This window comes from Streptomyces sp. NPDC087270, assembly GCF_044744625.1.
GTDB lineage: Bacteria > Actinomycetota > Actinomycetes > Streptomycetales > Streptomycetaceae > Actinacidiphila.
Genome location: NZ_JBIUYR010000016.1, coordinates 137,437 through 161,204 on the forward strand (window position 1 = coordinate 137,437; position 23,768 = coordinate 161,204).

Here is a 23,768-nt window from a genome sequence, read left to right on the forward strand (position 1 = left end):
GCGCGGGCCACGGCTGCCGCTGCCGTGGCGGCTGCTCCCCGCCGTAGCGGCTACTCCTCGCTGTAGGTGATGGTGCCGTGCTCGTCCATCGTCGGGCGGATCTTCGACGGGCCGTAAGGGTCGATGTCGGAGGGGCGGGGCGGTTCGGGGCCGTCGAGGCCGAACCGGACCATGCGGCCGACCCGGACCACGAAGAACCGCCGGTCGTGGACGGACAGTTCGTTGGCGCGGCCGGCGGCCTGGAACCGCGCGGCGACCCGGTCGTACTCCGCCTTCTCCTGCGGGGTGAGCTTGCGCATCCGCGGCCACATCTCGGTGAGCGCCGTCACCAGGGTGCGGCGGGCCGCGTGCGGGGTGGCCACGATCATGGAGAAGGGCTCCCAGCCGTCCTCGGTGCGCTCCACCACCCGGAAGGCGGCCGGCAACACCACGGTGCCGGGGTGGGTTTCCAGCGCCCGGCGGGAGTCGGCGCGGACGTCGGCCGGGTAGCGCTCGCTGCGGTAGTGCAGTTCGCGCAGCGCCAGCCGCTCGGAGCCCGCCACCACCCCGGTGACCGCGGAGTGGTCCATCACGAAGTCCTGGTCCACCTCCGGCTCGTCGGGCGAACCGTCCCAGTCGAGCACCAGGGCGTCCCGGTCGGCGGGGCGCGGCGGTTCCAGGCCGTCCTCGTTGCTGTAGACGTACTCCTCGGCGCGCACCACCCGGTAGCGCACCCCGCACACGGTCAGCTCGTCGAGCGGCTCCTGCTCCAACCTGGCGACCGCGGCGAGCAGTTCGCGGCGCACCACGGGATCGTCGGTGTCGTCCTTGGCCTTCAGCCACAGATACGAGTTGAGCGCGTCGCGGGACGCCTGCGGGAAGCCCTCCACCGCCGGCTCCACCATCCGCCAGCCGGTCTCGCCCGGGGTGTGCGCGGCCAGCCCGAACACCGGGCCGCGGATGATGTAGTGCGCGTAACGGCGCGCGGCGTCCGCCGCGTCCGCTTCCTCCGCGGCCGCCACCGGATGGTCGACCGGTCGCACCCGCATCACCAGACCGTCCGGCTCGACCTGTTCCTCGCTACTCATACGAGCATTGTGCTCACACAGGGTGCATCCTTGTCAGGCGTTCGCCACGACTCATATGCACAGCATCAACACGCTTTCTCCCGAACGCAGTTGGGATTACGTCCGACCGCTGCTCGGCGGGGTCGCGTCGGCGGGGTCGCGTCGGCGGTCAGCGGGGAGCGGCCGTCGCGCGCAGCGCCGCGCGCAGTCCGTCGACGCCCGCGTAGTGCAGGCCGGCCATCCCGGCGGCCTCGGCGGCAGCGACATGTCCGGCGGTGTCGTCGACGAACAGGCAGCGGCGCGGGTCGGCGCCGGCCAGCGCGGCAGCGGCGGCGTAGACCCGGGGATCGGGCTTGGCGGCGCCGAACCGGGCGGTGTTGAGCACTGCGTCGAAGGCGTCGGCGAGGCCGATGGCGGCCAGGTACGACTCGAACCGGGTGGTGGCGTTGGAGACCAGCACCACCGGGACCCGGCTGCGTACGGCGGCGAGCAGCGCCAGCACCTCGGGGTCGAGGCGGCCGGTGCCGGCGGTCCACTGCGCGACCATCGCGGTGGCGGCGGTGGAACCGCAGACGGCGGCCAGGTCGGCGGCGACGCGCACCCGCCACTCCTCGTCGGTGATCGCGCCGGTGATCGCGAGTTCGAGCAGCGCGGGCCGGAACGCGGCCCCGGCCATGGTCCCTTCGGGCAGGCCACGGGCGCGGTCGAGCGAGGACATCGCGTCGGGCGCCCACAGGTGGACGACGCCGTCGAAGTCGCAGAGCACCGCGTCGTAAGGGCAGCCGTCCGTACGGTCGTACGCGCGGCCGTCCGCGAACTCCGGTGCCTGCCTGGGCCGTTCGGGCCGCCGTTCCGGCCCTTCCGCCGTCCCCTGCTCCGGATGCCGCTCGGGTCGCGCGTTCCCGGCCGCTCGCCGCTCGCTGTCCGTCATCCGCTCACCGTAGCGCCGGCGGCCGGGACGGACGGCGGCGCGGTACGGCCCCCCTCGGGTCGTACCGCGCCGCGCGACGGGTGGGCGGGCTACTCCTCGTCTCCCCCGCCGGAGGCCCCGCCCGGCAGGCCCTCCCTGATCGCGTCCATCACGGTGGAGTCGGTGAGCGTGGTGACGTCGCCCAGCGCGCGGTTCTCCGCGATGTCCCGCAGCAGGCGGCGCATGATCTTGCCCGAGCGGGTCTTGGGCAGCTCGGCCACCACCAGGAGTTGCCGGGGCCGGGCGATCGGTCCGATCTCCTTGGCCACGTGGGAACGCAACTCCTTGGCCAGATCGTCCCCTTGGGCCTCGGCGGCGGCCCGCTCGCCCGCGCCGCGCAGGATCACGAACGCCACGATGCCCTGCCCGGTGGTCGCGTCGGCGGCGCCGACCACGGCCGCCTCGGCGACGTACGGGTGCGAGACGAGCGCGGACTCGACCTCCGTGGTGGAGATCCGGTGCCCGGAGACGTTCATGACGTCGTCCACCCGGCCCAGCAGCCAGATGTCGCCGTCCTCGTCCTTCTTCGCGCCGTCGCCCGCGAAGTAGTACCCGGGGAAGCGCGACCAGTACGTCTCGATGTACCGCTGCTCGTCGCCCCAGATGGTGCGCAGCATCGACGGCCACGGCTGGGTGAGCACCAGGTAGCCGCCGGAGCCGTTGGGCACCGGCCGGCCCGCGTCGTCGACGACCTCCGCGGAGATCCCCGGCAGCGGCCGCAGCGCGCTGCCGGGCTTGCAGGTGCTCACCCCCGGCAGCGGGCTGATCATCTGCGCGCCGGTCTCGGTCTGCCACCAGGTGTCGACCACCGGGCAGCGGTCACCGCCGATCGCCTGCCGGTACCACACCCACGCCTCGGGGTTGATCGGCTCGCCGACCGACCCGAGCAGCCGCAGCGAGGACAGGTCGAAGCGGGCCGGGATCTCCTCGCCCCACTTCATGAAGGTGCGGATCGCGGTGGGCGCGCAGTACAGGATCGTCACGCCGTACTTCTGCACGATCTCCCACCAGCGGCCCTGGTGCGGGGTGTCCGGGGTCCCCTCGTACAGCACCGAGGTCACGCCGTTGGCGAGCGGGCCGTAGACGATGTACGAGTGGCCGGTGACCCAGCCGATGTCCGCGGCGGTCCAGTAGACGTCCCGCTCGGGCTTGACGTCGAAGACCGCCCAGTGCGTCCAGGCGGCCTGGGTGAGGTAGCCGCCGGTCGTGTGCAGGATGCCCTTGGGGCGGGCCGTGGTGCCGGAGGTGTACATGATGTAGAGCGGGTGCTCGGCGTCGAACGCCTCCGGGGTGTGCTCCGGGGGCTGCGCGTCGACCAGGTCGTGCCACCACACGTCACGGTCCTCGGTCCAGGCCACGTCCTGCCCGGTCCTGCGCACCACCAGCACGTTGCGCACGTCCGGGCACTGCGCCACGGCCTCGTCCACCGCGGGCTTCAGCGCCGACGGCGCGCCCTTGCGGTAGCCGCCGTCGGCGGTGATCACCACGTGGGCGTCGCAGTCGAGGATGCGGCCGCGCAGCGCGTCGGCGGAGAAGCCGCCGAAGACCACGGTGTGCGGGGCGCCGATCCGGGCGCAGGCGAGCATCGCCACGACCGTCTCGGGGATCATCGGCATGTAGATCGCGATCCGGTCGCCGGACTGGACGCCCAGCGCCTCAAGCGCGTTGGCGGCCCGGCAGACCTCATCCTTCAGGTCGGCGTAGGTGAGGGTGCGGGCGTCGCCCGGCTCGCCCTCCCAATGGAACGCCACCCGGCCGCCGTTGCCGGCCTCGACGTGCCGATCGACGCAGTTGTGGGCCGCGTTGAGCCGGCCGCCGACGAACCAGCGGGCGAACGGCGGGTCGCTCCAGTCGCGCACCTGCCGCCAGGGCGCGGCCCAGTCCAGCCGGCCGGCCGCCTCGGCCCAGAACGCCTCGCCGTCGGCGGCAGCCCGGTCGTACGCCTCGGCGGTGACGTTGGCCTCAGCGGCGAGGGCCGCCGGCGGGGGGAACCGGCGGTCCTCGGACATGAGGTTGGAGAGGGTCTCGCCACTCATGCGTGCGGCTCCTCGACCGGTCCGCCCCGGCGGCCGAGCGCGGCTCCGGTGAGCGGGCCGAGCGGGATCACCGGGCGCTTCCACGTCGAGTTGGTGACGACGGCGAACGACGCGTACCAGGCGAACACCGCGGTGACCAGGCCGATCCAGCCGCCGACCTTGGTGACGGTGACGCTCGTCGCGAACTCCCCGACGGCCAGCACGATGAAGGTCGCGGACAGCGCCACGAACACCGCGAGCAGCGCCGCGTTGGTGCGCAGCGCGGCGGCCGTCATGTAGACCGTGAACACGGCCCAGACCAGCAGGTACAGGCCGGTGGCCTGGTGCGCGGTGTCCGGCGGCAGCGTGCCGACCACGAACTTCACGTAGGCCGCGTACGACAGCCAGAACGCGCCGTACGACGCGAACGCGGTCGCCCCGAAGGTGTTGCCCTTGCGGAACTCCCACATGCCGGCGAGGAGTTGTATCAGGCCGCCGTAGAACAGCGCGAGCGGCAGCACCACGGTGAGCAGGTTCTGGTCGATCAGGTGCGCGTTGAAGGAGCTGAGCACGAACGTGGTGGACGCGAAACCGGCCAGCCCGAGCGGTCCGGGGTCGGCGATCGTGTCCGCGGCGGCGGACGCGGGTGCGGGTGCCGGTGTGGCTTCTGCTGAGGTCGGGGCGGGGATGCTCATCTGCGGGGTTCCTCCTCGTCGAGGAAGGCAGCGGTAGGCGAGGGCGCGCGGCCCTGCGGCCGGGTGCCCAGGGGCCGTTCCCGGCCCCCGCTTCACGCTAGGACGAATCTCGGCCACGTGACCTGCCTCACACCCAGCCGTTCGCCCAGCGGTCCCCTCCACTCGGTGGACGGTCCCCCTCACGCGCCGAACGGTCACGGCGGGCTCTCTCCCGTCACCTCGCAATGAGGCGTTCCTCCGCGGTGTGCTCCTCCAGCGCGGCCCGGAGGAAGGTCACGGATGCGGTGGGCGTGAGGGCGTTGTCGCGGAGCAAGTCGTAGGCCAGGCGCAGCGGTTCGACGTCTTCGGGTTCCTCCACGAGGTGGCCGCTCCAACTGCTCTGCGTGTAGGCCACGACGTGGCCGTCCTGGAAGAAGATGAGTTCCAGGCAGCTGCGGATGTGGTGGGGTCCGGTGCCGAACGGGACGACGTGCAGGGAGACATCGGGCTGCTGGGCGGTCTCGATGAGGTGTTCCAGTTGGGCGGTCCACGTCTGGGGGTCGCGGGCTTTGCGTCGTAGTACGGCTTCGTCGATCAGCGCGCGGTAGTGGACGGGGTTCGGGCCGGTGAGACGGTCTTGCCGCTTCAGCCGTGCGGCGACCTGGGCGCTCAACTGCTTGGTGCTGTGCGGGCGGGCGGTGCGGAGCTGTTCTTCGGCGTAGGCGCGGGTCTGGAGGAGGTAGGGCACCGCGCTGACGGCGTATTCCTGGACGCTCACCGCGTCCGCCTCCAAGGGGGCAAGTCCGAGGAACGGCTTGTCCTTCGCTTCCCGTTTGGCCAGGTGCCACAGCTTCACCAGGAGGTCGCCCGTGCCATACACCTTGTCCAACGCCGTGGCCGCCTCCAGGGTGCCGAGGCGCTGCCCCCTCTCCAGCCGATGCAGATACGACTGTTCATACATGCACAGCCCCGCGAGTTCCATCAACGTCAGGCCCGCCTGCTGGCGCCGATAGGCCAGTTCACTGGCGTACAACTCCCGCGCGGACAACCACTCCCAGTCGATGAGCATCCTGGTGGTGCCCTTCTCGCCGCTTCCGCTCCCGCCTTTTCCGCTGGTGCCGCTCATACGGATCTCCTCTCCACGTGGTCGGTCGTGCTGGTGCTATGTGCCCCGGGGGCCACGGGAATTCCGCTTGCCGGGGCGCCACGTCCCCTTGTCCGGACTCGAACCGGAGTCATCGGGCCTGCCCGCACGCATGAACGGAGAGTGTGCGGGGCCGCCCGGGCTCTTCCTGACTGAGCTACAAGGGGGAGTTCATGAATCAAAGGGACGGCTGGGTTCCTGTCGGGGGCAGGTCCAGCAGCGCACCACGGCTGTCGGCAACGCGCAGCGCGTCCGACAACGCCGTGCACAAGTGCGTCACCATGCCGTGGAGTTCGGTCTCCGACGGAGCCGCCTCCCCGAGCGTCTTACGCACGAAGCCCAGCAGCTCCCAGCCCATTCCGAGCTGCACCGACTCCATCTCGTCCGCCAACCGCCACAACGCCGACGACGCGCCTCCTCCCTCCAAGGCCAGGTAACACGCCCGCCCACCAGGCCCCACCCACGGAAGCAACCGGTCGCCGCTCACTGGCGGTACCCGTATTCGCCCGTGTCCCCGGTGAGCGACCGCCAAGCGGAACCCGCTCCCGCCCGTGGTCGCCGAATATCCGTAAGCTCTCGCATGTCCGTCTGCTTTCCTCAGGTCCGCCACGCCCCGGGCCCGGTGCCACGGTTGCCGGAGTTCGTACGGTTCCATCGAACCGTCGGGGGTCTTTCTCGTGGGGAGCCGGACAAGGGGCCAGGGGAGGGGCCAGACTGGTCCACGAGGGGGCCAGAATGAATGACGATGAACGGCGCCGACAGTTCGGTGCCTACCTCGCGGGGCTTCGACAGCTCACCCGAAAGTCGCAAAGTCAACTGGCGTCTTGCCTTTCCGAGTTATCCGGTACGGCGTCGGTCACGCGCCACGAGGTTTCGCGCTGGGAGCGAGGCGCACGTATCCCTCTTGCGTGGCTGCCTGACCTGGCCCGCGCACTGGATACGCCTCTTGCTGAACTGGAACGCGCCGCCGAGTACACGCGTGATCGGACAGGTGCGGCTTGGCCCGGACGCGGAACCGCACCGCCCGTGCGAGCTGTCCACCGGCGGACAATGGCCTCTACCGTTGACGGTGACGGTCTGGCGGGTGCGGCCATCGGCGGAGCGGAGGGCACTGAAGTGGACAGACGACGATTCCTCGGAGTGGTCGCCACGGCTACGGCCGGGTCGGGCCCGCTGGCGGAGATCGCCGAAGCGCGTCAGGGCATCGACTCCGCGCTCTCCGGCTCGGACGCCGGTGATCTCGCCTACCTGGAGGGCGCGTTCGAGCGGCACCGCGGCGGCTACCGTGGTCGCGCACCCGCGATGGTGCTCGGCCAGATGCGCGGCGACCTCGACCTGTTGCGGGCGGTGCTGAATCGTCCGCACACGGCGGCCACCCGTACCCACCTGGCCCGTATCGCGGCCGGGATCGTCGGCCTGGTGGCGATCATCCAGCATGACCGTGGGGACCAACGCGAAGCTCATCGCTGGTTCACCACCGCCGAACGGGCGGCCCAGGAGTCCGGCGACCGCCACATGCTCGCCTGGGCGCTTGCGCGGCACGCGATGGTCCCGCTCAACTACGGTGCCCCTGAAGCCGCCGCCGACCTTGCGCGTCGGGCCGGAGCCGCGGCCGGCCGGGCTCCTTCCGCGTCGGCGGCGCTCGCCGCCGCGGTCACCGCGAGGGCGCTCGCCTCGAACGGCGACCGGCAGGGCGCGTTGCGCGAGGTGGCCGCCACGCGCACCATCGCCGAGCAACTGGAGGGGGCGGAGACGGCCGACACCTGGTTCGGCTATCCGATGCAGAAGCACCACGTCCACCTCTCGCAGGCGTTCACCCTGTTGGGGAATGCGCAAGAGGCGTACGACGAACAGGATGCCGCCCTCGGGCTGACCCGGGCGCCGTCCGTGATGACCCGCGCCCTGCTGGACATCGACAGGGCGACGTGTATGAGCACCGAGGGCGACCCCGCTCATGCGGCCGAGAAGGCGGCAGGGGTGTGGGAGGCGCTGCCGACGGCGTACCGCGGCGGGCTCGTGCGCGAACGCATCTCGACACTGTGCGACACGATCGCGGACACGGCGCCGACCGTGGCCCAGGAACTGCGCACCGCGCTCGTCTAGTGCGGTGACCGTGAAGGTTCGCCGGGTTGGTGGTCGCGACGGCTGGGTGTGCGGTGACGTCCGATCCGATCGCTGGAGGCGCGGTGGCCGGACCTGTCCGTGTACGCGGACCGACCGACCACGAGGGACCGAGGCCCACTTCGGTCCGCTGCGGCGGTTCACCCCGGCCGGCTCCCACCACCGCAGCCACCCCGCGCGAACCCAGGCACCTCACCGCTACCTGCGCCGGCGCAACAGCAACGCCCGCCACCCCGACGTACTCGCCGCCCCACGCGAGGAACGTGCCCGCCCCCGCGGCGAAAAAGGCATCTGCTGGGGTGGACGCCCCACTCCACACCGCGTCCTGACCAGCTGCGAACAGCAGCCCCCGAGCACCGAAGGGGGCCGGTTCAGGAGCAGCACAGCGACAGAAGGACGGCTCAGGGGGCGGACGGCTCGATCTCCCCCGCGAAGACGATGACCTGGTCGATGAGGCTCCGCCGCAGATGGACGACGTCCGTTCCCGCGAGGCGGGGGCCTCCGTCCGGCATGGTGAAGACCCACTGGTACCGGGCCCACTCGTCGGGCATGTCCACCGCTGAGCAGCGCACCATCGTGCCGGTCCCCGCCGGGTGGCGCCGGATGTCCAGCACGAACCGCTCGACCGCCGCGATTCCTTCGCTGCGGCCCAACGGCCCCCAGAAGACCACGTCTGAGGTCAGGGCCTGGGAGAGCAGGGCGGTCACATAGTTGTCGTCCGAGGCGTTGAACGCCGAGATGAACGTGTCGATCGCGGAGCGAGCGGTCTCTTCCTGCATGCCCCCAGTAATACCAGCCGTTTCGCGTGCGCTCGTCCCGCGAGCTGCCTTCCGATCACGGTGGACCATCCGGTCACAGCACTGGCCAGGGCCGCACGGCAGGTGCGGGTCGGCGCCGGGCCATTACGTCCGCGCCGGGCGGCCTCGGCCGGCCGGGCATCGTACGCGGCGCGGGCCGTGCGCAACGGTCCGCGTGGGCCGTGGACCAGCCGGGGATCGGGCGGTGAGCACGCCTGCTTCGCGGCCGTGGCAGCCGCTCCCGCCGGCCACGCGGAGCGCACCTCCCTGCCGACGGGTCCGGGACCCGTCGCCTACTCCGACATGGCGGCCGAGCTGACCCGCGCCCTGGGCCGGGCGATCGCGTACCGCGGGGTGACGCCCGACGGGCACGGCGAAGGAATGATCGAGGCGGGGCTCCCCGAGCAGGTCACCGGCCTCCAACGCGCCCAGCTCTTCTGGCTGCTCGCCGAGGGAGACGCCGCGTGGCTCGCCGATGACGGCGTCGCCCTCACGGGAAGCGGTCCCCGCGATCTGCGCACCTACCTCACCGACCGCGTGACCGCTTTCCGGTGGACCTAAAGACCTGTATCCCCGCGGTCGGCGCTTCCCGGGAGGAAAGACGGTTTTCCGGCCTACGGTTCACCCGCGCCTGCGGGGCTGGGGCTACCCACCGGCGGCGGCTCAGGGCCGGTGACCTCCTCGGGCAGATGCATGCGCAGCATCACCCGGTCCACGGCGGCGGGCGAGAGGCGGCCGCGGGTGAGGAGCGAGCCCACCACCATCACCGCGAAGGCGACCGGCACCGTCCAGGCGGCCGGTTCCTCCAGGAGCGCGGCGCCCCAACCGTGCCCGGGGCCGCGGACGCTGGTGACCACGACGGCCACCGCGGCCAGCCCGCCCCCGGCGACGAGCCCGGCCAGCGCGCCGCGGTCGGTGAGCCCGCGCCACCAGATCCCGAGCACCAGCAGCGGGCAGAAGGACGAGGCGGCGACCGCGAAGGCGAGCCCGATCGCGTCGGCGACCGGCAGCCCGGACGTCATCGTCGCCATCACCAGCGGGGGCACGCCCGCCACCAGGGACGCCCAGCGGAAGCCGCGCGCCGACCCGCGCAGCAGGTCCTGCGAGACCACCGCGGCCACAGACACCGTCAGCCCCGACGCGGTGGAGACGAACGCGGCGAAGGCCCCCGCCGTGGCCAGCGCGGCCAGCAACCGCCCGGCCTCCCCGCCCTGCACGATCTGCGGCAGCACCAGAACGGCGGTGTCGGTCCGCCCGGTGAGCAGGAGTTGGGGCGCGAACACCCGGCCGAGTGCCCCGTACACCGGAGGCAGCAGGTAGAAGACGCTCAGCAGCACCAGGACCAGCAGCGTCGTACGGCGCGCGGCCTGCCCGTCCGGGTTCGTGTAGAAGCGCACGAGGACGTGCGGCAGGCCCATCGTGCCGAGGAAGGTGGCGAGCAGGATCGAGTACACCGCGTACAGCGGGTGCCCGCGGCCGCCCGCGCCGGACAGCGGCCGGGCCCACTGCGAGCCGGTCGCGGGCGCGAGGCCCACCTGGTGCGGCACGGGCACCCCGGCGGGGAAGGTGAGCCGCGCCCCGGCGGCGGCGGAGTGCTCGCCGACCGCGAGCCGTACGGTCCGGGTACGCCCGCCGGTCCCCAAGTCGCCGCCGCCCGAGGGGTTTCCGGCCTCCTCGGTGCCCGCTCCTGCGTCGGCGCCCGCAGCCACGGCAGTGCCCGCGCCCGCGCCAACGGCCGAACCCGCCTGCGCGCCCTCGGCCTTGTACGTCCTGCCGTCCAGGCCGCCGCTGACCGCGATCGTCACCGGTGCGCGCACGTCGAAGCGCACCGGGTCCTGGATACGCACCACCGTGGTGTGCGGGAAGCGCGGCACGTCGGGCCCGGTCAGCGCGGGCGACCCGGCGGTCCGCCAGGCCATCACCAGGAACAGCGCGGGCACCGCGATCGCGATCAGCTTCAGCCAGAAGTGCAGGCCCTGGACGAGGGTGACGCTGCGCATGCCGCCCGCCGCCGACACGACGACCACCGCGACCGCGACCACGACCGCGCCCGCCCACCGGGGCGCCCCGGTCACCGTCTGCAACGTGAGCCCCGCGCCCTGGAGTTGGGGCGCCAGGTAGAGCCAGGCGATCACCGCGACCAGCACGCTCGCCACCCGGCGCACCGCGGTGGAGCCGAGCCGCTCCTCGGCGAAGTCCGGCAGCGTGTACGCGCCCGAGCGCCGCAGCGGCGCCGCGACCAGCAGCAGGAGGACCAGATAGCCGGCCGCGTAGCCGACCGGGTACGCCAGCATGTCCACGCCGTACGCCATCACCAGGCCCGCGACGCCGAGGAAGGACGCCGCCGACAGGTACTCCCCGCTGATCGCGCTCGCGTTCCACAGCGGCGAGACCTCGCGGGAGGCCACGTAGAAGTCCGAGGTGGCGCGGGACAGCCGCAGCCCGTAGACGCCGACGGCGACGGTCGCCACGAGTACGGCGGCGAGCGCGGCGAGCCCGAGCGCGGGGTTCACCCGGCACCGGGTCGGGAAGCGGACGGGCCGGGCCCCTCGGGGGTGGGGGCGGCGGACCCGGAAGCGGCGGAGCCTGGAGTGGCGGAGTCTGGAGCCGCAGCCCCGGAAGCGGCGGAGCCTGGAGCGGCCGAGCCCGGAGCCGCAGCCCCGGAAGCGGCGGACCCGTGCTCCGTGAAGTGCGGCTCCGCTCCGTCCGAACCAGCCTGCCCACCAAGGGAGTTCTGGGCTCCATCCGGCTCCTGCGAAGCCACCGTCGGGTCCGGCCCGCGCAGCAACTCCGTGAAGTCCCGCTCCACCCGTTCCGCGTGCCGGACGTGGAACCAGGCCATCCCGAGCAGCACCGGATACGCCACCACCCCGAGCAGCAGCCAGGCCAGCCGGAAGCCGAAGACCTCGGCGGTGCGCAGCCCGGGCAGCAGCGCGAACGCCGCGGGCACCCCGCCGAGCACGACCGCGAGCACCGTCAACACGCCGAGTGCGAGCCGTAGTTGGTCGCGGACAAGGGAGCGTACGTAGACCTGGCCGAGCCGGGGCTGCGCGTGCAGGTCGGCCGGTCTGGCGCGCGCCGACCAGCCGCCGGGGCGGTGCCGGCGCGGGCCCGACACCGCGGTGCGGCGGGGCGGCGGCGGTTGCGGCTGGTGGCCGCCGATCACGGCCGGCCGCCCGGCCCGGGCCGCGGCGCCCACCGGGTCAGCAGGTCCCGCAGCTCGCGCGAGTGCCGCCTGCTGACCGGGAGTTCGCCGCCGGCCACCCGTACCGTCCAGTGCCCGGCGTCCGAGCGCAGTTCCTCCACGTGTCCGAGCGCCACCAGGAACCGCCGGTGTATGCGCAGGAATCCGTGCGGGCCCCAGCGCTCCTCCAGCACGGCCAGCGGGATACGGAGCAGGGGCGCGCCGCCGCGCGTGTGCAGGCGTACGTAGTCGCCCTGGGCCTCGACGTAGGACACCTCGTCGCGGGAGACGAAGCGGGTGACGCCGCCCACCTCGACGGGTATGCGCTCGTCGGACCGGTCCGGTTGCCGGACGGGTCGGTCCGGGAGCGGCGGCCAGCCCGACGGCATGAGCCGGTCCGGGGCCGAACGGTCCTGCTCCGGGAGGGCGTTGGGGCCGGGCGGAGATGCGGGTGCCGGGTCGGATACGGGTGAGCCGGGGGCGCCCGGGGCCGTACCGCCGCTCTCGATCAGCGCGGCCACCCGCCGTACCGCCTCCGCCAGGCGCTGCGGGCCGACCGGCTTGAGCAGGTAGTCGCAGGCGTTGAGGGCGAACGCCGACACCGCGAAGTCCTCGTAGGCGGTGACGAACACCACCGCCGGCGGGTGCGCGAACCGGCCGAGCACGCGCATCAGGTCCAGGCCGTCCAGCCCGGGCATGCGGATGTCCAGGAAGACCGCGTCGGTGCTGCCGTCCTCCAGCAGCCGCAGCGCCTCCTCGCTGCCGCCCGCCGCCAGCACCCGGCCCACCCGCCGGTCGCCGCGCAGCAGATACGTCAACTCCTCCAGCGCGGGCGGCTCGTCGTCCACCGCGAGGACCTGCAGCGGTCTCACGAAGCGTGCACCCCGTTCCGGTACTTGGGCACCCTGACGTTGATCTTCGTCCCCGCACCCCGTGCGGTCTCCACCACCAACCCGTACTCGTCGCCGAACACCGCGCGCAGCCGTTCGTCCACATTGCCCAGGCCCAGCGAGTCCCCGCCGGCCTTCCCGGCGAGCTGTGCGCGCACCTGCTCAGGGTCCATGCCCACGCCGTCGTCCTCCACACTGATCCGGCACTCCGCACCGGCGTCCTCGGCCCGGATCGTGATCCGGCCCGAACTGGCCTTCGGGCCGAGGCCGTGCCGTACCGCGTTCTCCACCAGCGGCTGCAGGCAGAGGAACGGCACCGCCACCGGCAGCACTTCGGGGGCGATCAGCAGGTCCACCCGCAGCCGCGCGCCGAACCGGGCGCGCTCCAGGCGCAGATAGCGGTCCACCGAGTGCAACTCCTCGGCGAGGGTGCTGAACTCGCCGTGCCGGCGCAGGCTGTACCGGGTCAACTCGGCGAACTCCAGCAACAGTTCGCGGGCCTGGTCCGGGTCGGTGCGGACGAAGGACGCGATCGCGGTGAGCGAGTTGTAGACGAAGTGCGGGGAGATCTGCGCGCGCAGCGCCTTCAACTCCGCCTCGATCACCCGGGTTCTGGACCGGTCCAGCTCGGCGAGTTCGAGCTGCGAGATCATCCAGTGCGCGACCTCGCCCGCGGCCCGGACCAGCCCCGCCGACACCTGCCGCGCGTACACCGACAGCGCGCCCACCACCAGGCCGTCCACCACCAGCGGCACCACCACGGCGCTGCGCACCGGGCAGTCCAGGTCCTCGCACGCGATCGCCTCCGCGGGCACCACCCACGGACGGCCGGCGTCCATCGCGTCCTTCGCGTGCGCGACCGCCTGAGCCGCGTGCCTGCGCCCCGGGCCCTCCCACGCGAGGAGGGTCTCCTCCCCCACCACCGCCAGCGCCGGCGTGCCCAGCAGTTCCCTCAGATGGCGCGCCGCCCGCTTCGCGGAGTCCGCGTTCAGGCCGTCCCGCAGGGGCGGCGCCGCCAGTGACGCCTGGTGCAACGTCGCGAACGCGGCCCGGTCCGCGGGCGTGCCGAACCCCCTTCGCCCCCGCACCAGCCAGAACAGCGCCGCCGCGGCGCCCGCGATCACCAATGCGACCGACACCACGGTGATCACCGAGCTCATATTTCGCATTATGACCACACCGGCTCACCCGTAACAGAGCCGTGCGCCATCTTCCCGTGCGTCCTCGCGGCAGTCCGTCGCCGGCGGCGCGCGGAAGGAGTCGCCGGGCCCAGGGGCCGCGAGGCGCCGCGCCGTCCTAACGGATCGTGCTCCGGGGGCCGACAGAACGGGAGGGGGTGGAGCCGTCGCTGGCGGCGACGATGCGCGAGGCGGGGGCGGCGGACCCGGGGGTTTCGGGGGCGGGCCCCTGGACCGCGAGTTCGCGCAGCAGCTGGCGCAGGCGGAGCAACGGCCGGGTCACCGCGGGAAGTACGGTCCCGGGTGCGGGCCGAGCCGCGAGCATGGCGGCGTCGGCGGCCCGAAGCGCCCGCTCCACCTCCGCGGCCGGCCGGCTCTGCGGACTCGGCGCGAGCGCGAGCGCGGTCGCGGCGTCGGCGAGCGCCCGCGCGGCGGCGGCGAGGTGCGGCGCCGGCGGCAACCCGGGGGCACGCCGCGGCCCCACCGCGAGCGCCCTGATCTGCCGGGTGACGGCGGCGTAGAGCGTGAGCCGGTGCCGCATCACCCGGGGGTCGTTCCCCCAGACCAGCGGCCTGGTCAACGGCCTTGCCACCAGCGCGAGTTGCTGAAGCCGGTGGTCGACCACCCGCACCTGCGCGTCCAGTCCGGGCGCCTCCGCGGCCGGCTCGCCCGCGAGTTGCGCCGCGCAGGCCCGCAACAGCTCGCCGAGCGCGGTGTAGTAGCCGACCCGTGCGCTGTAGACGGTGTCCCGGGTGCTGGTCGGCAGGACGACCAGCGCGACGCCGATCCCGATCGCCGCCCCTATCGCGGTCTCCTCCAGCCGCAGCATCAGCAACCCGGCGGTGAACTCGTGCAGTTCGCTGTAGAGCTGGGAGACCATGATCGTGACGAAGAAGATCATGGCCGCGTAGGAGATGCTCACCAGGTAGAACCCGCAGGACATGCTGAGGATGATGACCGTGATGATCCAGTAGGTGTGCCCCGCGGTGAGGTGGGCGAGGCCGATGCCCGCGCCGAGCCCGACCAGCGTGCCGACCACGCGGTTGCTCGCCTTGATGAACGTCTCGGAGCGGGTCGCGGTGCCGGTGAAGGCGATGAACGTCGCGATCACCGCCCAGTAGTAGCGGGCCTGCGACAGCTCGCGCCCGACGAGGATCGCGAGGGTGCCCGCGACCGCGACCTGGACCGCCTGCCGGGTGGTGAGCGAGAGCTTGCCGAGCGGGTTCCAGCGGCTGCGCGCGCTGACCGAGAAGGCCACGGCGGCGGACCCGGGCAGCGCGCCCATCGCGAGCGTGACCGCGGGTTCGAAGACCTCCTCGCCGTCGACGGCCGTGTCGGGCACCCCGGCCTGCCCGGTGAGCGTGGTGAACTCCCAGGCGGCGGTGGCCAGATGGTGGGCGAGGCAGTCGACGTCCCGCAGCGCGGACCGGTTCGCCGCCGAGGCCGAGGCCGAGGACGGGGCCGACGCAGGGGCCGAGGCCGGGAACGGGGCCGGCGCGGGGGCCGGGGCCGGGTCGGTCCGGCCCGCCTCGTCGTACCGGTCGATAAGCCTGCGCGCGGCCCGCCCGGCCGCGTCATAGTCGCTGCCGGCCAGATGATCGGCGATCCTCGCCGCGTCCGCGATGTGCCGCGCGTCGGTCCCGGCCATCGCGTCAGCGGCGGTGGCCAGCGCGTCGATCGCGAGATGGGCGTCGAGCACCCGGCGCCGTACGGTCGCGGCCGAGAAGCCCTGCGGGATCGCGCCCGGCGTGCCCGACCAGCCCTCTATCACCAGCGCGGTCTCGGCCAGCCGGAGCTGCCGCGAGTGCAGCTTGCGGCGCAGCCGGGCCAGTCGGCGCGCGTCCCGCAGGTCGGCCTCCAGCAGGTCGGCGCAGACCCGGGCGACCGAGCGGGCCCGGGCGCCGAACGCCCGCCGGACCCGGGCCAGGGTGCGCTGCGCGTGCGTACGCAGCACCGTCGTCATCAGCAGCAGCACCCAGGCGGCGGCGATGGCGACCGCGATCAGCAGGGAGGGGAGTTGGGCGAAGGTGGCGCCGAGGAAGGACGCGAAGAAGTAGCCCATCCAGATCATGAAGCCGTAGAAGAAGAACGGCATGCCGAATCTGCGGATGAAGACGGCCACGAACATCACGGCGACGAAGACCGCGAGCTTGGTGTCGGTGTGCTTGGCCACGCAGACCCCGACGGTCATGCCGGCGCCGAGCGCGACCGGGAAGAACACGGCGGTGGCGATCTTCCGCCGGGCTCCGGCGGCGTCGCCCAGCGCCATCGAGCCCATCATCGCCATCATGGTGCCGAGCAGCATCACCACGAGGGTGCCCTGCGGTCCGCGGTCGGTGACCCGGCCGTACACGTACTCGATGCCGAGCGTCGTGCTCATCGCGACCGCGGCGGACAGCGCGGAGCGCAGCCGCTGAAGTCCCGGGTCGGAGCCGACCACACGGTCCCACGTCTCGGATATCCAGCCGGTAGCCGCCATACGTGTCCAGTGCCCCTCTCGCCGTGCCCTCGCTGCCGTCGGTGCCCGCACCCACCGCGGGCACCGCACGGGTGCCACGCGGGTTCCGCGGTTCGCGCGGTGCCCGCGGCCGTCGGTCCAGCCGTACTCGCCGGTGGCGCAGGTGATGCAGGTGGCGCAGGCGACGCCCCGGTTCCGGCGTCCGTCCTGCCCTACGCTGCCCTGGTCGGGCCCTGTCACGGCTCCCCGCCGTGCGCTCCCCGGGCCACCGACAATCATCGGTATAATGCCGATATTAACATGCATCGTACCGGTATTGGAGCGAGACCCGTGAGCGTGGACGGCAGCCTTGAGGCGCTTGACGTGATCGAACGCCAGACCGCGGTGCTGGTGCGCAACTTCGAGATGTTCTACCGCCGCACCGACATCCACGACGATCTGGACCGGGCGGAGTACCTGCTGCTGCGCACGCTCTCCGAGGTCGGGCCGCAGGACATCAACACGCTGGCCGCCTCGCTCGGCCTCGATCCGTCCACCGCGGGACGGCAGGTCTCGGCGCTGTGCCGGCAGGGCCTGGTCGAGCGCGCGGCGGCCGCCACCGACCGCCGGCGCAGCATCATCACGCCGACCGCCGCCGGGCTGCGCCGCATGGACGCGGTCCGCACCGCCCGCGCGGAGAGCCTGGCCGACATGCTCGGCGGCTGGACCGAGGAGGAACTGCACACGCTGGGCGCGATGTTCGCCAAGTACAACGGTGCGGTGGCCCGCAAGTTCCTCGCCGATGCCCATGCCGATGCCGGTGTCGATGCCGACGCCGACGCCAACGCCGAAAGCGCGCCCGCGCCCGTCAACGCCCGCTGACCGTGAGCCCGTTGGCGGTCGGGCCGCACCGCGCCGCCGTACGGCCGGTGCTCTCCGACCCGCTCCGCCGTGCGTCCGGGCGGCTCACAGCGCCGACTTCGAGACGTACGACGTGCTCCACGTCGCCTTGCCGCCCTCGTACGCGGTCAACTTCCCCGACACGAAGCGGTAGTCGACGCTGCCCGTCGCGCCGGTCCCGTCGACGGGCACGTCGAAGCCGCCGGTGATCCGCTTCGCCGCGCTGGCGCCCTCGATGGTGCCCGACGGGCCGGGCGGGCGGTCGTTGAAGTAGAAGTCGCCGCCGGAGGTGTGGCAGAAGGCGTACTCCTCCGCCCCGTCCGTGCGCCGGTACACCGCGAGCAGTTCGGTGCCCTCGCGGTACTTCGCCGGAAGCACTTCGAGCAGCGCCTCCGGGCAGACGGTGCCGGCCCGGACGGTGGCCGTGGCCGTGGCCTTCGCGGGCGCCCCCGCGGCCGTACTCGCGGCCGTGCTCGCGGCCGGGTCGGACGGCACCGGGGAGCCATACCCCGACCCCGACCCGGACCCGGACCCGCCGAACATCGCGTCCCAGTGCGAGACCAGCAGCACGATCCCCGTGACCACCGCCGCCACGACGAGCAGCAGGCACCCGCAGCCGATCACCTCGTCCTTGGTGCTCGGCGCGGGCCGTTCCGCCCCCTCGGCGGCGGTGCGCGAGCCGGCGGTACGGGCCGGGGTGCGCGCAGTGGTGCGAGACGGGGTACGGGGTGGCTTGCGGCCCGATCCGGAGCGGGGCGCGCCGGGGCGCGGGCTCAGCGTGGCGGGGCGGCTCGGCTTGGGACGTTCGAGCGCGTCCGCGAGACCGGGGACGCCGGTCACCAGATCGGCCTTCGGGGTGCCGTCCGGGTGGAAGAGGTCGGGCAGCAGCCGGACCATGTCGGGCGTGGCCCGGAGCCCCGGCGGCCAGCCGACACGGCGCAGCACCTCGTCGGGCGGCTCCCCGAGAACGCCGCCCGGGTCGCGGGCGGTCCGGCCGGAACCGCCCGAGCCGCTCTTCGCGGCGGGCCGGGGCCCGGTCCCTTTGCGCTTCGCGGCGCCCTTGGACCCGCCCTTGGACCCAACCTTCGAACCGGCGGCCGCGCCAGACCCCCGTCCAGTCGCGGCCGCCGGGGCCGCGGGGGCCGCTGGCGCGGCGGGCGCCTCCGTACGCTCGCTGCGTTCGGTGCCGCAGATGTCGCACACGGCCGCGGCGGCGCCGTTGTACGTGTCGCACGCCGCGCACCGCCAGGTCGGCCCGGTCACGCCTGCCTCCGTCCCCCGCGCCACCGGCAGCCCACCGGGAACGATCCGCCCGTACGGCAGCGCGGCCACGGCCCCGCCGGCACCCGGCCGGGGGCGGGCCACCGCGGTCCCGGGCACACCGGCGGCCGGCCCGGGACCCGGCCGCACCTCCCGGGCCGGCCGGACCGCCCACCCGGCGAACCCGGGATACCCGGCTCACCCGGCTCACCCGACCCGTCCGGCGGCATCTCACACGTCCGCGTCGGTGAGGCGCCGGGTCACCCAGCACAGCAGCGCCTCGGTGGGCGGGGAGGCGGGGGCGGCCAGCCAGTCCGGGTCGTCCGGCGGTATCCGGGCGGGCCGTTCGGCCACCACCTTGCTGCCGTCGGTCCAGGCGGCGTCCTCGATTCCGTAGACACCCACCAGCGTCTGCACGAACCGCCAGGCGTCCTCGGCGTGTTCGGGTCCGATCACGGCGGCGACCGTGACGTGCCCATCGTTGGGACCCGCGTCGCCGGGCCGGAAGCGGAACACCAGCCGCAGTCCGCCCTCGCGGCCGAACGGGTGCCCGTAGACCGCGACGCACGCCTCGGGCGCCATCGACAGCTGGTTGCCGCCGGCCCACCGGAACTCCAGCCGCTGCCCCGCGGTGAGCAGCGCGTCCACGCCCTGCAACCTCACAGGCTGTTCGCGATCGTCTCGATGATCTCGTCCATCTCGAACTCCTCCAGCCCCTCGCCCGCCTTCGACGGGAAGTGCAGCGTGAGGTCCCACTCCTCGCCGATGGCCTCCTTCCAGGGCTCCTCCTCCGGCGCGAAGAGCACCAGCCGCTTCGCCGACTGCTCCATCACCGCCATCTGGCTGCGCGCGTAACCCCACTGCTCGAACAGCTCGTCCAGGCTCGCCGGGATGTCGCGCGGATACGTCTGCGTGCCGGCGCCGACGGTGCCCAACGGGTGCGCGGGCGCGTCGGTGAAGACCACGATCACGTGCCGGCGCCGGTCAAGGCCCTTCTCCCAGGGCGAGTTGACCGCGAGCGCGAGGGCTTCGAGGCCGGACTCGGGGTAGTCGCCGCCGCCGGTGGCGCGCAGCCCGCGGACGAACCGCTCGAACTCGGCCGCCTGTTCGGGCAGCCGCAGGAAGCCGGTCTGCTCGATCGCGTCGTCCGGGTTGTCGCCGAAGTCGCGGAACGCCACCACCCGCAGGCGCAGTTGGCTGATCTCCTTGCCCTTGCTCGCCATCATCCCGTGCAGCCGCTGGTGGAAGCGGAGCGAGCTCTCCTTCACGGCGTCCAGCACCGGGTTCATGCTGCCGGTGATGTCGATGCACATCACGATGTCGACGGCGTACTGCAGGTTCCCGCGGTACTTCTCGATCTCCGCGCTCATGGGTCCTTCCTCGGCTCAGGGGTGGTGGGGCGGCGGCCGGCTCGGCCACCGAGGTTGATCCGGACCCGGGACCGGGTGGGTGCGGGGGCGGGGGCGGGCGGCACGGACGGCGGCCCGGTACGGTCGGCGGCGGGCGCGGCCGGTCCCGGGTCCGGGTCCGGTCCCGGGTCCGGGTCCGAGTCCGGGTCCGGGTCCGGGCCCAGGTCCGAGTCCGGAACCGAAGAAGCGTCGCGAGGAAGACCGGCGGGCGAACCGGGCGACGTATCAGGCGAGTTGCCGGCAGACCTGCCGGCGGGCCCTTCTGCGGGCCGGTCGGATGACCTGTCCGGCAGGTTGACCCGCAGCCGGCTCTCCCGGTGCGGCTCGCCCAGCGCGCACACCCCGGGGTCCCGCAGCGCCGCGAGGAACTCCTCCGCGCTGGGCCGGTCCCCCGGCTCCCGCGCGGCCATCGCCTTGACCAGGCGCCGCATCGGGGTGCTCAGCCGGGGGTCGTACGCCAGCGGCTCACCGGAGTTCACCGCGTCGGCCGGCGATCCGAACCGCTCGCCGTAGCCGGGGAGTTCGCCGGTCAGCCAGAGGTGGGTGATCAGGCCGAGCGCGAAGACGTCGACCGCCGTGGTGAGGTCGGCGCCGTCGACCGACGCGGCGCCCTGGACGTAGCGCCGCCACTCCGGGGCACCGTAGAGCGAGTCGCCGGCGATCTCCTCGCGGCCCGGCGGCTCCCCGGCCACGTAGGCGTCGTCGAAGTCGATCAACTTGGCGGTGTGGAAGGCGGTTTCGGCGCGCTTCCGGACCAGCACGTTGGCGGGCTTGAGGTCGCCGTGCACCACGCCGATGCCGTGCAGCATGCGCACGCTGGCGCCCAACGTCTTCAGCAGGACGCCCAGTTGGTGCGGGTCGAGGGTGTGCGGGTGGTCCAGGGTGCTGGTGTCGATCCGCTCGGTGACCTTGTAGTAGGTGCTGCCCTGGTGGAAGAAGTCGGTGGCGAGCACCAGGTTGCCCGCGCCCGGGGCGTCCGGCCGCAGCAGTTCCATCACGGCCCGGTGCCGCGCCTCGAAGTGCCGGCAGGTCTCCATCCGGATACGGCGGCTCTCCGCGCTCCCGCCGCCGCCCTCCCGGGGCCGTTTGGGCTCCAGGAACCGCTTGAGGAAGTACTGCCCGCCGTCCTTCTCGGCGAACGCCCACACGCACTTGCCGCCGCCCGCGTTGGTCGGGTCGGTGGCGACCAGGTAGCCGCCGACCATGTCGCCTTTCTTCACGCGCCCGCCTCCGGCCCCGCCGGCGGCACCACACGCCGCTCCGGCCGCTGTGCGGGCAGTACGGGCGGCAGCGGCGGCATGTACCGCTCGTAGCCGGGCCGGTACGCCCGCCAGGTCTCCTCCTGCCAGTGCCGCAGCGCGTCGAACCCGGCCGTGCCCGCGCCGAACCCGCCTCCCCCGTCCGGCACTTCGGCCCCCGCCCGGCCCGCCTCCCGATCCCCGGCGTACCGCTCGGGGAAGGTGGCGACGTATGCCGCGACCACCGCCCGGTACCGCTCGCGGAACGCCGCGCGCAGCGCCCGGAAGTCCGGGAAGCCCAAGGCGGCGAGACCGAGCGACGCGTCGTCGGCGGTGTACGCCTGCACCGCCGTCCGCAGCCGCGCCGCCCAGTCGGCCATGTCCCCGGCCCGGCCGAGCGTGCTCAGCAGCAGGTACTCGAAGAGCGCGGGCGTGTGCACGTAGCCGAAGAAGCCGTCGGTGCCGGAGAGCAGCACGCACGGAAGCGCGAACTCCCGCCTCCCGGACGCAGGTTGGGCGTCGACGGTGAAGTCGCGGTCGGCGCAGACCACGTTCGTCATCGGCGGGTCCTGGCGGAGCTGGTCGAGCGCGTCGTCCTCGGTGGTGTGGTCCCGGGTGAGCGCGTGCAGTCCGCTGCCGGGCAGCAGGGCGTACGACCGGGAGTCGCCGGCCCACAGGGCGCGCCAGCTCACCCGGTCGGGGCCCAGGCGGTAGGCCACGGCGGACAGCGTGGTGGGCAGGGCGCGCCGCATGGAGCCGGTGATCTTGCCGCGGGCGGGGGGCGCCGCGGCGCGCAGGGTGCCGCGCAGGTGCTCGGCGAGCCGGTCCGCGGTGTCGGGTTCGCCGTGCTCGACCAGGCGCTGGAACCAGCGTTCGGTGCCGAGCCTGGCCGCCCGGGCGCCCACCCACGCCCCCGTGTACGTCCGCCCGTCCGCCCCCTGCCAGGCCGGTGCCGCCCCCGAGCCGCCCGACCCGTCGAACACGGCCAACAACCCCGCCCCGCTGGGCACATGGTGCAGCACCAACGGTTCCGCGTCCTCCCCGTGGCCAGGCCGCCGCTCCGTCCACACGCTCAACAGCCGCACCCCGTCCGCCCGCCCGGCCCACGACGACTCCCCCGGCCGCGCCCCCACGGCAAGGTGCTGCGACGCACTCATCCGTCAGCCCCTCCGCCGTCCCGACCGCTCCGCTCCACCCCCTTTACCTACCGCCGCTCCAACGGGACCCCTCCCGCGCCCGCACCCCAGGAGCGCGCGGGGATACCGCCCAGGCGTAGCTCTGGGGGAGAACGGCGCGGCCCCGAACGGGCGCGGGGAACGGCGCGACCAGCCCCCACCGCCAGGTGGTCCCTCAACCGACAGCACCACCCACCCCGGAGGGTCAGGGGCGGACCAACACCTTCAGGGCCTCGCGGTCGTTCATCGCCCGGTACCCGTCGGCGATCTCCTCCAGGCCGACCGTACGGTCGAAGACCCGCCCGGGCGTGATGGAGCCGTCCAGCACGTGCGGCATCAGCTCCTCGATGTACGCCCGCGCGGGCGCCACCCCACCCGTGAGCGTGATGTTGCGCATGAAGTCGGGGAACCCGAAAGGCACTTCGGAGAACTGCGGCGCACCGACCCGGCTGATGGTGCCGCCGGCCCGCACCACCCCGAAACTCTGCACGATCGCGTCCTTGAGCCCGACGCATTCGAGCACCTTGCGGGTGCCCTCCCCCCGGGTCAGCTCCCGCACGCGGGCGACGCCCGCCTCACCCCGCTCGGCCACCACCTCGGTGGCACCGAAGTCGCGCCCGAGGTCGGTGCGGGCCTTGTGCCGCCCCATGAGAATGATCTGCTCGGCGCCCAGCAGCTTCGCGGAGATCACCGCGGCCAGCCCCACCGCGCCGTCGCCGACGACGGTGACGCTGTCACCGCGGCCGACCCCCGCGGTGCGCGCCGCGTGGTATCCGGTGCACAGGACGTCGGAGAGCGTCAGCAGGTCCGGCAGCAGCTCCGAGTCCTCCGTGACCGGCAGCCTGACCAGGGTCCCGTCGGCGTACGGCACGCGGGCGATCTGCCCCTGACCGCCGTCCACACCGTTCACGCCCCACTGCCCGCCGTGCAGGCAGGAGGTCTGCAACCCCTCCCGGCAGTACACGCAGGTGTTGTCGGCGTAGACGAAGGGCGCCACGACCACGTCGCCGGGCCGCAACCCGCGCACCTCGGAGCCGGTCTCCACCACGACACCGAGGAACTCGTGCCCCATGTGGCGGGGGTTGTCCGTGGGCGGCAGCGACTTGAACGGCCACAGGTCGCTGCCGCAGACGCAGGACAGCACGATCCGTACGACCGCGTCGGTCGGGTTCTTGATCTCGGGGTCGGCGACATCCTCGACGCGTATGTCGTCGGCCGCGTACAGCAGTGTGGCGCGCATGAGCAGGTGTTCCTCACGGTGTCTGGGATGTCCCGGGTGATCCGGGTGATCCGGGTGATCCCGGTGGTCCGGATGATCCGGGTGATCCGG

Annotated in this window: 21 protein-coding genes, 1 tRNA gene and 2 pseudogenes; 5 read left to right on the plus strand and 19 right to left on the minus strand. The window is 73.3% G+C overall.

Translation table 11 applies throughout. The features are described 5' to 3' along the window. Positions 1-50 precede the first annotated feature (50 nt). From ACIPAE_RS28550 to ACIPAE_RS28580, 7 genes are all read right to left on the minus strand, one after another. Positions 51-1,067 (minus strand): DUF5954 family protein, encoded by a 1,017-nt coding sequence (locus ACIPAE_RS28550; RefSeq protein ID WP_328465675.1) that lies wholly within the window; start codon positions 1,065-1,067, stop codon positions 51-53. Between the two features lie 148 nt (positions 1,068-1,215). Continuing rightward, positions 1,216-1,977: an HAD family hydrolase gene (locus ACIPAE_RS28555; RefSeq protein WP_402448981.1), complete on the minus strand. Its 762-nt coding sequence runs from the start codon at positions 1,975-1,977 to the stop codon at positions 1,216-1,218. 89 nt (positions 1,978-2,066) lie between these two features. Further along, a complete protein-coding gene (acs, locus tag ACIPAE_RS28560; RefSeq protein ID WP_402448983.1) occupies positions 2,067-4,052 on the minus strand; it encodes an acetate--CoA ligase in 1,986 nt (661 codons plus the stop codon). Then, positions 4,049-4,726, minus strand: a complete 678-nt coding sequence (locus ACIPAE_RS28565; RefSeq protein ID WP_329367771.1) for an acetate uptake transporter — start codon at positions 4,724-4,726, stop codon at positions 4,049-4,051. Before ACIPAE_RS28565 ends, acs begins: the two co-directional genes overlap by 4 nt. Before the next feature lie 214 nt (positions 4,727-4,940). Continuing rightward, on the minus strand, positions 4,941-5,831 hold the full coding sequence (locus tag ACIPAE_RS28570) for a helix-turn-helix transcriptional regulator (protein WP_402448986.1): 891 nt from the start codon (positions 5,829-5,831) through the stop codon (positions 4,941-4,943). Positions 5,832-5,914: 83 nt separating this feature from the next. After that, positions 5,915-6,016: transfer RNA gene (locus tag ACIPAE_RS28575), tRNA-OTHER, on the minus strand. 11 nt (positions 6,017-6,027) lie between these two features. Beyond that, positions 6,028-6,276 (minus strand): hypothetical protein, encoded by a 249-nt coding sequence (locus tag ACIPAE_RS28580; RefSeq protein ID WP_329367767.1) that lies wholly within the window; start codon positions 6,274-6,276, stop codon positions 6,028-6,030. Positions 6,277-6,584: 308 nt separating this feature from the next. Here ACIPAE_RS28580 and ACIPAE_RS28585 point away from each other — a divergent pair. From ACIPAE_RS28585 to ACIPAE_RS28595, 3 genes and pseudogenes are all read left to right on the plus strand, one after another. Continuing rightward, positions 6,585-6,800 (plus strand): annotated as a pseudogene (locus ACIPAE_RS28585) (helix-turn-helix domain-containing protein); the annotation flags it as partial. A gap of 165 nt (positions 6,801-6,965) precedes the next feature. Continuing rightward, positions 6,966-7,952: a transcriptional regulator gene (locus ACIPAE_RS28590; RefSeq protein WP_402449104.1), complete on the plus strand. Its 987-nt coding sequence runs from the start codon at positions 6,966-6,968 to the stop codon at positions 7,950-7,952. A gap of 130 nt (positions 7,953-8,082) precedes the next feature. Beyond that, positions 8,083-8,277 (plus strand): annotated as a pseudogene (locus ACIPAE_RS28595) (IS630 family transposase); the annotation flags it as partial. Positions 8,278-8,371: 94 nt separating this feature from the next. Here ACIPAE_RS28595 and ACIPAE_RS28600 read toward each other — a convergent pair. After that, a complete protein-coding gene (locus ACIPAE_RS28600) occupies positions 8,372-8,749 on the minus strand; it encodes a nuclear transport factor 2 family protein (RefSeq protein ID WP_329367765.1) in 378 nt (125 codons plus the stop codon). Positions 8,750-8,995: 246 nt separating this feature from the next. Here ACIPAE_RS28600 and ACIPAE_RS28605 point away from each other — a divergent pair, with 246 nt between their 5' ends. Then, positions 8,996-9,328, plus strand: a complete 333-nt coding sequence (locus tag ACIPAE_RS28605; protein WP_402448989.1) for a hypothetical protein — start codon at positions 8,996-8,998, stop codon at positions 9,326-9,328. Between the two features lie 53 nt (positions 9,329-9,381). On the opposite strand, the gene ACIPAE_RS28610 is transcribed toward ACIPAE_RS28605, so the two are convergent. The 5 genes from ACIPAE_RS28610 to ACIPAE_RS28630 form a co-directional block, all read right to left on the minus strand. Beyond that, complete coding sequence (locus ACIPAE_RS28610; RefSeq protein WP_402448992.1) at positions 9,382-11,280, minus strand: cation acetate symporter; 1,899 nt, start codon at positions 11,278-11,280, stop codon at positions 9,382-9,384. Continuing rightward, positions 11,277-11,966 carry a hypothetical protein gene (locus tag ACIPAE_RS28615; protein WP_402448994.1) on the minus strand — a complete coding sequence of 230 codons (690 nt, stop codon included), beginning with the start codon at positions 11,964-11,966 and terminating at the stop codon, positions 11,277-11,279. The genes ACIPAE_RS28610 and ACIPAE_RS28615 overlap by 4 nt, the downstream gene beginning before the upstream one ends. Next, positions 11,930-12,814, minus strand: a complete 885-nt coding sequence (locus tag ACIPAE_RS28620) for a response regulator (RefSeq protein ID WP_402449106.1) — start codon at positions 12,812-12,814, stop codon at positions 11,930-11,932. Before ACIPAE_RS28620 ends, ACIPAE_RS28615 begins: the two co-directional genes overlap by 37 nt. Positions 12,815-12,819: 5 nt before the next feature. Further along, positions 12,820-14,010 (minus strand): sensor histidine kinase, encoded by a 1,191-nt coding sequence (locus ACIPAE_RS28625; RefSeq protein ID WP_402448997.1) that lies wholly within the window; start codon positions 14,008-14,010, stop codon positions 12,820-12,822. 127 nt (positions 14,011-14,137) lie between these two features. Further along, on the minus strand, positions 14,138-16,498 hold the full coding sequence (locus ACIPAE_RS28630; protein ID WP_402448999.1) for an FUSC family protein: 2,361 nt from the start codon (positions 16,496-16,498) through the stop codon (positions 14,138-14,140). A gap of 309 nt (positions 16,499-16,807) precedes the next feature. Between ACIPAE_RS28630 and ACIPAE_RS28635 the strand changes: the two genes are divergently transcribed. After that, complete coding sequence (locus ACIPAE_RS28635) at positions 16,808-17,338, plus strand: MarR family winged helix-turn-helix transcriptional regulator (protein ID WP_402449001.1); 531 nt, start codon at positions 16,808-16,810, stop codon at positions 17,336-17,338. Between the two features lie 84 nt (positions 17,339-17,422). Here the strand turns inward: ACIPAE_RS28635 and ACIPAE_RS28640 are convergent, their stop codons facing one another. The 6 genes from ACIPAE_RS28640 to ACIPAE_RS28665 form a co-directional block, all read right to left on the minus strand. Next, positions 17,423-18,619, minus strand: a complete 1,197-nt coding sequence (locus tag ACIPAE_RS28640) for a hypothetical protein (protein ID WP_402449003.1) — start codon at positions 18,617-18,619, stop codon at positions 17,423-17,425. Between the two features lie 228 nt (positions 18,620-18,847). Next, positions 18,848-19,279: a hypothetical protein gene (locus ACIPAE_RS28645; protein WP_329367749.1), complete on the minus strand. Its 432-nt coding sequence runs from the start codon at positions 19,277-19,279 to the stop codon at positions 18,848-18,850. Beyond that, positions 19,276-19,986: a vWA domain-containing protein gene (locus ACIPAE_RS28650; protein ID WP_366411524.1), complete on the minus strand. Its 711-nt coding sequence runs from the start codon at positions 19,984-19,986 to the stop codon at positions 19,276-19,278. The genes ACIPAE_RS28645 and ACIPAE_RS28650 overlap by 4 nt, the downstream gene beginning before the upstream one ends. Beyond that, complete coding sequence (locus ACIPAE_RS28655) at positions 19,983-21,245, minus strand: lipopolysaccharide kinase InaA family protein (protein ID WP_402449005.1); 1,263 nt, start codon at positions 21,243-21,245, stop codon at positions 19,983-19,985. Before ACIPAE_RS28655 ends, ACIPAE_RS28650 begins: the two co-directional genes overlap by 4 nt. Then, entirely contained in the window at positions 21,242-22,420 is a 1,179-nt protein-coding gene (locus tag ACIPAE_RS28660) for a serine/threonine protein phosphatase (RefSeq protein WP_402449007.1), read from the minus strand. Before ACIPAE_RS28660 ends, ACIPAE_RS28655 begins: the two co-directional genes overlap by 4 nt. Positions 22,421-22,643: 223 nt before the next feature. Continuing rightward, positions 22,644-23,678, minus strand: a complete 1,035-nt coding sequence (locus ACIPAE_RS28665; protein ID WP_366411521.1) for a zinc-binding dehydrogenase — start codon at positions 23,676-23,678, stop codon at positions 22,644-22,646. Positions 23,679-23,768: the final 90 nt, after the last annotated feature.